Origin of the sequence: Vibrio sp. RM-69-4 (genome assembly GCF_024743775.1) — a bacterium.
In the GTDB taxonomy this organism is placed as follows: domain Bacteria; phylum Pseudomonadota; class Gammaproteobacteria; order Enterobacterales; family Vibrionaceae; genus Vibrio; species Vibrio anguillarum.
In genome coordinates this window covers 143,655-155,587 of the sequence record NZ_JAMQXI010000048.1, presented here as the reverse complement: position 1 = coordinate 155,587, position 11,933 = coordinate 143,655, and the positions used below count along the sequence as shown (strand labels likewise).

Here is an 11,933-nt window from a genome sequence, read left to right as displayed (position 1 = left end):
TTTGAATGTCGAAAAACCTTAAGCTCAATACATAACTAGGCTACGTACTGAGCTTAAGGTTTTGGTGTGGGCCACTCACCCCAAGGACATGAAACACGAGTGAGCGACCCAAAAACTAAGCGTGATTACGCTTCAACAGGCTTGCGCCAGTCGTCAGAGCCTGAAGTACCCGCATTCACGTGATCCCACAGGATTTTACGGTAAGACATAGAAACCGTAACGTTTTGTGTGAAGTCGCCGTTCGCTGGATCTTGGCAGTGTGGCATTTCACAGTGAATGTCCACGATAGACGCGCTTTCGAGTGTAGTAGTGAAGAAGTTCTCTTGCTTACCTTCGATAGAAGTGCGGTACCATTTTAGCTCAACCGATTTCATCTTCTCGCCAGACGCCAGTGCGTTATAAAGAAGAGGAACCGCTTTGTTTAGCGCTACGGTGAATTTAAATGGTTTGTGAACACGTTGACCAGAAGGCTGACCTGATTGTGGATCAGTCGGTACAGTTACAACGTGGTCAAATTGTTGAACCAACATTTGGTCTTCATGACCTTCAACGAACGCATCACCGATTGAATCAGTAGACAGAGCACCAGCAGTGATCAGGCCCTGAGTTTCGCCTTCGATAGAGATATAACATGGAGTTGGCATTGCAAATTCCTTACTTTAATGATGAATGGTATGAAACAAGTTCACTCGTCATAGAGCAAAGTCAGTGCCAACTCTATTACTATTTAAAATCAAACACTTATATTGTATGTATTTTTGATTGAGCAAAAACCTGCCCAGTATGAGCAAGATATTGCTTCGATGGGTAAAAACTTACCCTCATTCTGAGACAGCCAGATGTAAAAATCCCGATTCACACTGTAAATCGGGATTTTGATGTTGAGACTTCACAAGGAACCATTCAACTCATTAAATTGCAATGGGGTTGACAACTATACCCTTGTCTCTAGCTTATAGTAGAGAGTTGCCAGTGGCGGTACACAGACCAAAATAGATTGGTCTAAACCCTCACTCTCAACGTTTTCAGTCAGTACACGGTTTTTGACTTCAAAACCACTACCGCCATAGTGTCTATCATCTGTATTAAGCAGTAATTGATACTCACCTTTGACAGGCATACCTAAACGAAAAGCTTGGTGAGGAACAGGGGTAAAATTGGTGATAATTAAAATACGTTCACCGCAGTCACTCATGCGTTCATGCGCAAGAATGCTCGCATCGGCCGCATCTTGTAAGCGCCACTCAAAGCCACGAGGCTCACTGTCTAACTCAAAAAGTGCAGGCTCGGCTTGATACATCTTATTGAGATCTCGCGTTAAATTCTGCACTCCTTGATGGCGTTCAAACTGCAATAAGAACCACTGAAGTTGGTCATCATGATTCCATTCTGCCGTTTGACCAAATTCAGTGCCCATGAAGTTGAGTTTTTTACCCGGCTGGCCATACATGTAACCCATATAAGCACGCAAGTTTGCCGTTTGTTGCCACTCATCGCCGGGCATTTTGTTGTGGATCGAACCCTTGCCGTACACCACTTCATCGTGTGATAGCGACAACACATAGTTTTCACTGTGTGCATAGACTAACGGGAAGGTGATGACGTTGTGATGGTATTTACGATGGACGGGATCTTCTTTTATATAGGCCAAACTGTCGTGCATCCAGCCCATATTCCATTTGAAACCAAAACCTAAGCCGCCCATAAAGGTTGGCGCTGAAACGCCGGGAAAAGCTGTTGATTCTTCAGCAATGGTCATAGCATTCGGGAAGTGTTTGTACACTTCTTCGTTCATCCACTTTAAGGTGGCAATCGCATCGTAATTTTCTCTGCCGCCATCCACATTTGGGATCCACTGATCATGGCTGCGTGAGTAGTCGAGGTAGAGCATCGAAGCAACGGCGTCGACCCGAATGCCATCGATATGGAACTGTTCAAACCAATATAACGCATTCGAGACTAAGAAACGGCGCACATGTTCACGGCCAAGGTCGTAAATATACGAACTCCAATCTTGATGCCAACCACGGCGTGGATCAGGGTCATGGAATAAAGGAGTGCCATCAAAATTGGCTAAACCATGACTATCGGCAGGAAAATGTGCGGGAACCCAATCGAGCACCACACCAAGGCCGGCTTGGTGACATTGATCAACGAAATATTTAAAATCATCGGGCGTACCAAAACGGCTCGTTGGCGCAAATAAGCCAACAGGTTGATAGCCCCAAGAACCATAAAATGGATGTTCAGAAACGGGCATAAGCTCTACATGGGTATAGCCTAAATCCACCAAATAAGGCACCAGTTGATCAGCCAGCTCACGATAATTTAAAAATTCACCCGCCGAATTACGACGCCAAGAGCCCACGTGCAACTCATAGAAAGAGAGCGCTTGCTTGCGCTTTTCGGTGATGGGGCGAGCTTGCCACGTACTGTCTTGCCATTCATAACGCCGATGATCATACGTCACTGAAGCAAACGAAGGGTATTGCTCAGCATAGTGACCCCAAGGATCGGCTTTGTGCGGTAACCCTTCACCATGAGGCCCTTTCAATTCAAATTTGTATTGCGTACCTTCGGGTAAGTTGGGCATGAAAATCCCCCAAATACCGTAATCAAGGCGCTGCATTGGGTTACGACGTCCATCCCATTGGTTAAATGCGCCAATCAAACTGCACGCTTTGGCATGCGGTGCGTAGACTAAAAAACGGATACCTGAGATTTGTTTACCACCACGTTCCATGGTCACGAACTGCGAACCCATGTGGTGATACATCGATTTCGGCGTATGTAAATCATCATATTCAGCGTATAAACCATGGTACTGATATGGGTCATCGATGAGCTGTTCGACACCTGCCCAATCGACCGCCAATTGGTAGTGGGTAAAACGTAAATCAATATCTGATTTTAGGATGAAACCCGACTCATCTTCACGCCCAAGCAGAATGCGGGGTTGATTTTCCACCACCAGCTCAACTTTTTCGGCACCCGGCATCCAAACACGTAGCGCACCTTGATCGGGTGCGAGGTAAGGGCCTAAAAATGAGAATGGATCTGTAAATGATGCATGGGAAAGTTGGCTATATGCCTGCTTTAGCTTTGAAAGCTTTTTTGTTTTCATATCCCTACTCCTAACCTAACTTTCTTTAAACGTATAAAAATGCCCGCTAAAATGGCGGGCATACTAGCGAGGTTCAGTGTACCGAACTCTGCTGTTACATTGAGTGACCTAGACTAAAATTCTTCATGCCATGATTAAGAAAGATAACACTAAGCCACATCAAGGTTTATTCAGTAAGTGATTATTTACTTACACTCGCTCGCACTTCCGTTAAACGTGCAGCAATGCGATTGACATTATCACGCGCAAATACTTCATCCAAATTCATTGAAAGTTTACGACGCCAGTTAGGGTACTCATTAACGGTGCCCGGAATATTAACGGGTTTATCCATTTCCAACCAATCTTCTAACTGAATACTTAACAAGGTCGATGCACCAGATGCAACGTGCAGTTGCAGCGCCTCACTTAAATATGAATCCATTGGAACAAGGCTTGCGTCGCGCCCCACACCCTCAGGCAAATAACCATGCCATGCCACCGAATCCAAAATGCCTTGTTTACATTTCAAACGGTCCTCAAACAAGGCTTCGAGCTGGGCTTGATCGGGGTACAAACCAATTTCGCTCCCCATTTTGAGATCATCGCAATGCCAGAAACCACGCAACGTTGGCATATCATGTGTGCACAGTGCCGACATCGACTGAGCGGCGTAATGTTTCGGTGAGATAAAGCCGCCATCTTCTGCGGTTTCAAAAAAGAACACTTTATAAGAGTGAACACCCGCATCGGCTAAAATATCGACGATTTCATCGGGTACTGTACCCAAATCTTCGCCAATCACGCTGCATTGATGGCGGTGAGATTCCAACGCTAAAATCGCGAGCATATCTTGTACTGGGTAGTAGATATAAGCACCCTTAGTGGCATTTTCACCTTTTGGTACCCACCACAAACGCAGTAAACCAAGTACATGGTCAATGCGCAGCGCACCACAATGTTTCATATTGGCGCGCAGCAGCTTGATATAAGCATCGTAAGCGGTTGCTTGTAATACTTGTGGATTAAGCGGTGGTAAGCCCCAATTTTGACCCAATGGTCCAAGAATATCGGGCGGTGCGCCAATGCTGGCGTCTAAAATCAAGTTACCGGCATCAGCCCAAGTTTCAGAGCCTGAATCAGCCACACCCACCGCAAGGTCGCGGTATAAACCGACCGCCATGCCTTTTTCTTCCGCGAGTGCTTGGGCTTCATTAATTTGGCCATCAGCAATCCACTGCAAGTACATGTATAGGTGAACTTTATCTTGATTGTCTTCGATAAATTTCTGTACTGCGCTGTTTTCAAACCGACGATATTTTTCAGGGAAAACCGGCCAGCCCCATACATTCGGATCTTGGGCATGTAAATCGACATGCAGCGCATCGAATGCCGCTTGGTGCACTAAGCTCTTACCACCTTCTTCAACGAAATTCAAAAAGGCTTGTGCGCGATCGCTATTTTTATCTAAATGGCGTTTTTTAAATTCGGTGAACAGGAGTGGCAAGACACTCATTTTTAATGTTGCAACTTCGGTGTAGTTTACCCAATGCGCTTCACGTACTTTCTGAAGACGTTGCTGAAACTCCGCACTGCCTACTTTTTGCTGCGCATCCGCACTCAAAGCAAATTCAGGCACTGAACTCACGTCTATGTATAAAATATTGAGCCAACGGCGTGACGATGGGCTGTAAGGACTCGCCCCTTCAGGGTTTGCAGGAAAGAGAGAATGAATCGGGTTAAGGCCGACAAAATCGCCGCCACGAGAGGCAATATCCGCCACTAACTGTTTTAAGTCGCCAAAATCACCAATACCCCAGTTGTGCTGAGTACGCAGCGTGTAAAGCTGCACACTCGGGCCCCACAATTTTTTACCTTCAATAATAGGTGCTTGTTTGTAACAGGCTTTTGGCGTCACTATCAGCGTGAGCTCATACGGTGTTTTACGGCGTTTCCGTGTCACCAACAGTTTGTGATATCCCCATGCCAAATCGCTTGGCAATGCAAACACTAAAGGGCCACCCTCAGCGCGTTCATCACGAACGACTTGCGATTGAAGATAGCCTTCAAGTACCTCTCCTTGCTCGGTTTCTAAGCGCCAGTTAAATTCGCTTTCACGTGCGCTGGCACCTAGATAAAGTGGCACTTCCACCGCTTCACCTTCACGAATAACGAGAACAGGATCTAATACATCTTTCTTGTGTTTCTTTTCTGCTGATTTCAGCAGCGTTTCATCATTGGTTGTGTCATAGCCCAAAGACGCCAATAAGCGGATAATGGTTTCATCTTCCACTTTCGCTTCGTCGCCCCACGCGCTTATGTAGCTGTCGGCAATGTTCGCCATCGCCGCTACTTGTTTTAATGCGTTTAGTTGTTTCATCGCTTTCTCCGAAGGGACTTCTTTCCCCTTCAAATGGGTAGGGTTTTATTATAATGAGTCATCATAGAGCCAAGGCTCTAAGGCCTTGGCTTACTTGAAAATTAACGTTTAACGGTTTCTAATTTCCAGATGTTGTTAACGTAGTCACGGATACTGCGGTCAGAGCTGAACTTACCCACCAACGCGGTGTTAAGAATCGCTTTCTTCGCCCAGCCAGCCTGGTCACGGTACTGTTTGTCCATCGCCTGATGCGCTTGTACATACGAAGCGAAGTCAGCCAGCACTAGGTATGGATCACCACCATCAAGCAAGCTATCGAACGTGGCTTTCAATTTACCCGGAGCGCCTGGGGTAAATTCTTCACCCACCAACAAATCCAGTGAAGCCTTAAGCAGCGGATCCGCATTGTAGTAATCATATGGGTTATAACCACTGGCTTTTAACGCTTCGACTCCGTCCACTTCCAAACCGAAGATGTAGATGTTGTCATCACCCACTTCCTCACGAATTTCCACGTTTGCACCATCCATCGTACCTATGGTTAAAGCACCATTTAGCGCCATTTTCATGTTACCGGTACCGGATGCTTCTTTACCTGCGGTAGAAATTTGCTCGGATACATCGGCAGCAGGAATGATGATTTCAGCTATGCTCACGCGGTAATCAGGAATGAAAACTACTTTTAGCTTGTTACCAATGCGCGGATCGTTATTTACTTTTTCCGCAATTTTATTGATGGCGTAGATGATCTCTTTAGCTAGGTGGTAACCCGGTGCCGCTTTAGCCGCGAAGAACACCACGCGCGGCGTCATATCGAACGTTGGGTCATTCACTAAACGATGATACAAAGAGAGAATATGTAACATATTCAAATGCTGACGTTTGTATTCATGCAAGCGTTTGATCTGCACATCAAAGATGGCATTGGTATCAAGCTCAATACCCATGTTCTCTGATACCCAATCAGCCAGACGCTGCTTGTTGTGTTTCTTAACCGCCATAAACTCTTTTTGGAATTTCGCATCGTCAGCGTATTGCGCAATCGCTTCTAGCTGGTCAAGGTGCGCTGGCCACTCAGTGCCAATTTTTTCCGAAATAAGCGCCGACAAACCTGGGTTACAAAATTTCAACCAGCGACGCGGCGTAATGCCGTTTGTTACGTTGTGCAAACGTGTTGGGTAAAGCTCGTGGAATTCTGGGAAAAGATCGCGTTTTACCAACTCCGAGTGCAGCGCCGCCACACCGTTCACAGCGTAAGAGCCAACCACACAAAGGTTTGCCATACGCACTACACGGTGGAAACCATCTTGAATGATGGAGAGTTTTTGCTGTTTCGACACATCACCCGGCCACTTGGCTCGTACTTCTTGCAGGAAGCGGTGGTTGATTTCGTAAATGATTTCCATATGGCGAGGAAGCAAACGCTGGATCAACGACTCGCTCCACGTTTCGAGTGCTTCAGGCAGTAGCGTATGGTTGGTATAGGCGAACGTTTTTGAGCTGATCGCCCATGCTTCATCCCAGCCCATGCCTTTCTCATCAATCAAGATACGCATCAATTCAGGAATGGAAATCGTTGGGTGAGTATCGTTTAGCTGAACGGTTTGATATTTAGGAAGATCAGCAATGTCATGACCCGCCGCCGCATGACGACGCAAAATGTCACGCATTGACGCCGCGCTATGGAAATATTGCTGCATCAAACGCAGTGTCTTGCCTTTTTCGTGGTTATCGTTTGGATAAAGTACTTTGGTAATGTTGCCTGCATCAATCAAGGCATGCTGTGCTTCAAAGTAGTTACCGTTGTTGAAATCAGCCAGTGAGAAAGGCGCAATTGCGCGACATTCCCATAAACGAAGTGGGTAAACCGTGTCGCTTTCATAGCCGACGATCGGTAAATCCCAAGGCATTGCTTGGACAAACATACTCGGAATCCAACGGCGTTTTTCCACACCATTGTCATTGATAACGTCAACATGGCCGTAAAAACCAATCTCTTGTGCTAGGTGTGGTCGTGCCACTTCCCACGGGTAGCCTTCAACACAACGCCACTCATCAGGAGCTTCTTGTTGGTGGCCCTCACTAAAAGATTGCTTAAACAAACCGTATTCATAATGTAAACCATAACCTACGGTTGGGTACTCTTGCGCAGCGCACGAATCCATGAAACATGCCGCAAGTCGCCCTAAACCACCATTACCTAAGGATGGATCACGTTCTTCTTCTAATAAATCCGTTAGGTTCTGACCTAAATCAGCCATCGCTTCCGTGATTTGCTCATACAGGCCCATGCTGATGAGGTTGTTGCCTGTTAAACGGCCAATCAAGAACTCAAGTGATAAGTAGTTCAGACCCTTAGCGTTAACAATGCGCTCGTCTTGCTCAGTTTCGAGTAGATCAAACATCGTTAATTCAGCCAGTGCGCGCCCCATTGCGAGATACCATGAACGGCTATCTGCATTTTCAATGGTGGTAGCGTAGGTGGCAGTCAGGTGTTTCTTTACGTTGTCTTGGAACGAAGCTTTATCAAACTTCTTCTGTTGCGTAGGTTTCATTAGCGAAATCTCACTTAGTCGTTTTAATTCATCTTCGGCATATCGTGCATCAGCGACGCAAGGTCGGCATCCTCCTAAAAATGACCTCGTTTAGGAGGAGGGCTCAGGGCGTAGAGGGCGAGCACCAGAGTCGCAGTGATCTATCTCTCATTCGTTGCACATAGCGGTTCATAAGCAGTGATTGTGATCACATCACCTTGCTCACTAGCCTAAATACCGCTCATGACGCTAAGGTTTCGATCAAGAATATCAATCTCTCAATATGAGAATTGGCTCTCAAAAAAAATGAGCTTCATTTACAAATTACATGAGATTTTGTACATGCTCAGTTTTTATATAGCGCATAACAAAGAAGTTTTAGTGATTAAAGTCACAATTACAGGGCGTAGATGATGAGTAAATGTGAATCCTGCAAGAATCTCGGGATGGATCAATAAACGTGCGTCACGACATCAAGTAACATCCACACAAAATGAGTGATAGTTCACTTGTGTACTCCTAAATAATGATGCTCTTCTTACTAAGCACCTCCAAAGCTGCGATCAGCTTTTAAGTCAGTAACAAGAACAATAAATGGAATCTGGAAGATGTGGATACCTTCTAAGCTTACTCGTCCCGGCCGCCTACACAACGCCATCGTTCGCCCGCGTGTGTTAGAGCTGCTTGCCCAAGCACCTTGCTACAAACTCGTGCTATTTCGCTCGCCTGCTGGTTATGGAAAAACCACCATGGCAGCGCAATGGTTATCAGACAAGACCAATGTGGGTTGGTATAGCATCGATGAAAGCGACAATGATGCGTTCCGATTTATCAACTACTTACTGCAAGCGATTAATAAAGCGACTCAGCAAAGTTGTCCAAATGCCCAGAAACTGGCCGAGCGACGCCAGTTCTCTTCTTTACACTCGCTATTTAGTGAAGTGTTTTCGGAAATGTCTGGCTTTAACAAAGAGTGCTATGTGGTTCTCGATGATTACCATTTGATCGCCGATGACGATATCCACGAAGCGATGCGCTTTTTCCTCAAACACATGCCAGACAACCTAACGCTGGTCGTCACTAGCCGTGCCACACCACCATTAGGCACGGCCAACTTGCGCGTACGCGATTTGATGATCGAAATTGGTAATGAGCTACTCGCCTTTGATACCGAAGAAACAACACGCTTCTTTAATCAACGGGTCTCTGATGGCGTGGATGATGATACTGCCAACAACTTGTGCACCTATGTCGAAGGCTGGCCCTCTGCACTGCAATTGATTGCCTTACAAGCACAGCACCAAAAGCGCACGTTGGCTCAAACAGCGGAGTCGGTATCGCAGTTTAATCATGCACATTTATGGGATTACTTAGTTGAGGAAGTGTTTGATCTGCTGGATAAAGAAACGCGCCAATTTTTGATGCAATGCTCGGTGCTCGATCACTTTAATGACGTGTTAGTCTCTGCACTCACCAAACGTGACGACGCGCTGAGCATGATTGAGTCGCTCAACCGCTATGGTTTATTCATTTATCCACTGGAAGGTGAGCACAACTGGTACCGGTTCCACAACTTATTTGCGGAATTCCTCTCTCATGAACGCTTGGCGCGCATCCCGCAGCAGGAGCACGATCTGCACCGTGCCGCCGCGCACGCTTGGTTGCAAGAAGCCACACCTCATCAAGCGTTGCGTCACGCCACGCTCGCTAACGATACTGACTTACTCGCTACTATCTTGACGCAATTTGGCTGGAAGATGTTCAACCAAGGCGAGCTTTTGGCTCTCGAAGAGGCCATTAACCAACTCTCCCCCACTCAGCTCTATCGCGAGCCTAAACTGTGTATGCTACAAGCTTGGCTGGCTCAAAGTCAGCACCGCTACTTTGACGTTGGGGATCTGCTGACCAAATCGACCAACGAGATGAAAGCGCTTAATGTTCAGCTCAGCACCAAAGAACAAGGCGAATTCAATGCCCTGCGTGCTCAAGTCGCGATCAACCAAAATGAGCCAGAAAAAGCCTTAGAACTGGCGGAATTAGCGCTAAGCCAACTGGATCACACCGTTTACCGCAGTCGTATTGTCGCCACTTCAGTCGTCGGCGAAGTGAACCACGTGCTCGGTCAATTAAGCCGCGCACTCTCGATGATGCAACAAACCGAAAAGCTGGCACGCCAGTATCAGGTTTACCACCAAGCGCTATGGGCATTACTACAGCAAAGCGAGATCTTGATTGCCCAAGGTTATGTGCAAGCCGCTTTTGAAGTACAAGATATTGCCTTCAAATTAATTGAAGAGCAGCAATTACAGCAAGTGCCATTGCATGAGTTCTTACTACGGATACGTGCCCAAATCCTGTGGTGCTGGAACCGCTTGGATGAAGCGGAAGAGTGCGCTTATAAAGGACTACGCGTATTGGGCAACCACTCTCCCAGCAAGCATCTGCACAGTTATTCGATGCTGGCACGTATTGCTATTGGCCGTGGTGAACTCGATAAAGCGGGTAAGTTCATCGAACAAATACAGCACTTACTGAAACAATCGACTTATCACGTAGACTGGACGGCGAATGCTTCGCTCTCACTGATTCTATTTTGGCAAGCTCGTGGCAATGATGAAGCAATGTTGCAGTGGCTCAAGACCACCATTCGACCAGAAAAAGCATGCAATCACTTTTCACAGCTTCAATGGCGCAATATTGCTCGAGTTCAGATTCACTTAGGTCATTTGGAAGATGCGACTCAAACTTTGACGTTTATGCAGCACGAAGCGCAAACTTATCAGTTGATTACTGACCTAAACCGTAATTTGATCCTCGAAGCCGTTCTAGCCACCACAGTGCACAACGAAGAAGTGGCGAAAGAAAAACTCAAAGAGGCGCTACAGCTAACCAATCAGACGGGTATGGTGGGTAACTTTTTAATCGATGGTTCGCAGATCGGCCACTTGTTGGAAAAACTCTCTAGCCGATCCGAATTGGGAGATCTGGAACGCCACCGCGCACAACAGTTAATGAAAGAGATCTCTACCACTCAGCGCAGCCGATCAGTCCATTTCGACGAAGAGTTTGTTGAGAAGCTGGTTAATCACCCAAATATTCCTGAGCTGGTTCGTACCAGCCCACTCACTCAACGTGAATGGCAAGTCTTGGGGCTTATCTACTCTGGGTTTAGCAATGAGCAAATTGCACAAGAGCTGGATGTCGCAGGAACCACCATCAAAACCCACATCCGCAACCTATACCAAAAACTGAATATTGCTAACCGCAAAGAGGCAATCCACACCGCCGAGAATTTATTGCAACTTATGGGCTATTGAGTCGCAGGTACGATCAAAAAGAGCCAGATAATCTGGCTCTTTTCTGTCGTAAAAAATGATGGTTAGAAGGTTTTTGGAGCGAAACCAGTCATCACTTCTAAACGCAGTTCTTTGCCCATTGTTGTCATCGGGTGTACCACGATTAAACCTTTAACTGACTTTTTCAATTGACCTAAATCCGCCTGTTCGGCTTTGGTCAACTCACGAGAAAATGGCATATCGAGCAAACTCTTACGCTCTTTGCTCACCGTATAATTTTGCTTGTGTTTTGCTTGAGCGAGCTTTTTCGTCAGTTGTTCTACTTCATCGGTAAATTTGCTGATCATTACTTGATCGCCACGACCTTTAGCCGCATCGAGCTTATGGCGACACGTATCTAAACGGTTATTGAGTTGTTGAATTTCATTTTTCAGGCTCATGGTCACTGGCTCTTCGAAAGTAAAGTGGGCGCGGAGTATATCACAGCCTATCTATACTCTATATAGAAATTAAGCTTAAACCAGTGAAATGAAAGCCACTGGCAAGTCATAGAGGGCATAACAACTCTACTTAGCATTCCAATTTGACATAACACCCATTTTTCATATGAAAATATGCTC

Annotated in this window: 6 protein-coding genes; 1 reads left to right on the top strand and 5 read right to left on the bottom strand. The window is 46.2% G+C overall.

Annotated elements, in window-relative coordinates; translation table 11 throughout:
- Window positions 1-125 precede the first annotated feature (125 nt).
- From NB504_RS07360 to NB504_RS07345, 4 genes are all read right to left on the bottom strand, one after another.
- Window positions 126-644, bottom strand: a complete 519-nt coding sequence (locus tag NB504_RS07360) for an Hcp family type VI secretion system effector (protein WP_013868180.1) — start codon at window positions 642-644, stop codon at window positions 126-128.
- 290 nt (window positions 645-934) lie between these two features.
- Window positions 935-3,124 (bottom strand): 1,4-alpha-glucan branching protein GlgB, encoded by a 2,190-nt coding sequence (gene glgB / locus NB504_RS07355; protein ID WP_258428576.1) that lies wholly within the window; start codon window positions 3,122-3,124, stop codon window positions 935-937.
- Between the two features lie 181 nt (window positions 3,125-3,305).
- Window positions 3,306-5,483 carry a 4-alpha-glucanotransferase gene (gene malQ / locus NB504_RS07350; RefSeq protein WP_258428575.1) on the bottom strand — a complete coding sequence of 726 codons (2,178 nt, stop codon included), beginning with the start codon at window positions 5,481-5,483 and terminating at the stop codon, window positions 3,306-3,308.
- Between the two features lie 101 nt (window positions 5,484-5,584).
- On the bottom strand, window positions 5,585-8,038 hold the full coding sequence (locus NB504_RS07345; protein WP_013868184.1) for a glycogen/starch/alpha-glucan phosphorylase: 2,454 nt from the start codon (window positions 8,036-8,038) through the stop codon (window positions 5,585-5,587).
- Window positions 8,039-8,625: 587 nt separating this feature from the next.
- On the opposite strand from NB504_RS07345, the gene malT reads away from it, so the two are divergent.
- A complete protein-coding gene (gene malT / locus NB504_RS07340; RefSeq protein WP_013868185.1) occupies window positions 8,626-11,334 on the top strand; it encodes an HTH-type transcriptional regulator MalT in 2,709 nt (902 codons plus the stop codon).
- A 62-nt stretch (window positions 11,335-11,396) separates the two neighbouring features.
- On the opposite strand, the gene NB504_RS07335 is transcribed toward malT, so the two are convergent.
- Window positions 11,397-11,753 (bottom strand): YibL family ribosome-associated protein, encoded by a 357-nt coding sequence (locus NB504_RS07335; RefSeq protein ID WP_026027197.1) that lies wholly within the window; start codon window positions 11,751-11,753, stop codon window positions 11,397-11,399.
- Window positions 11,754-11,933: the final 180 nt, after the last annotated feature.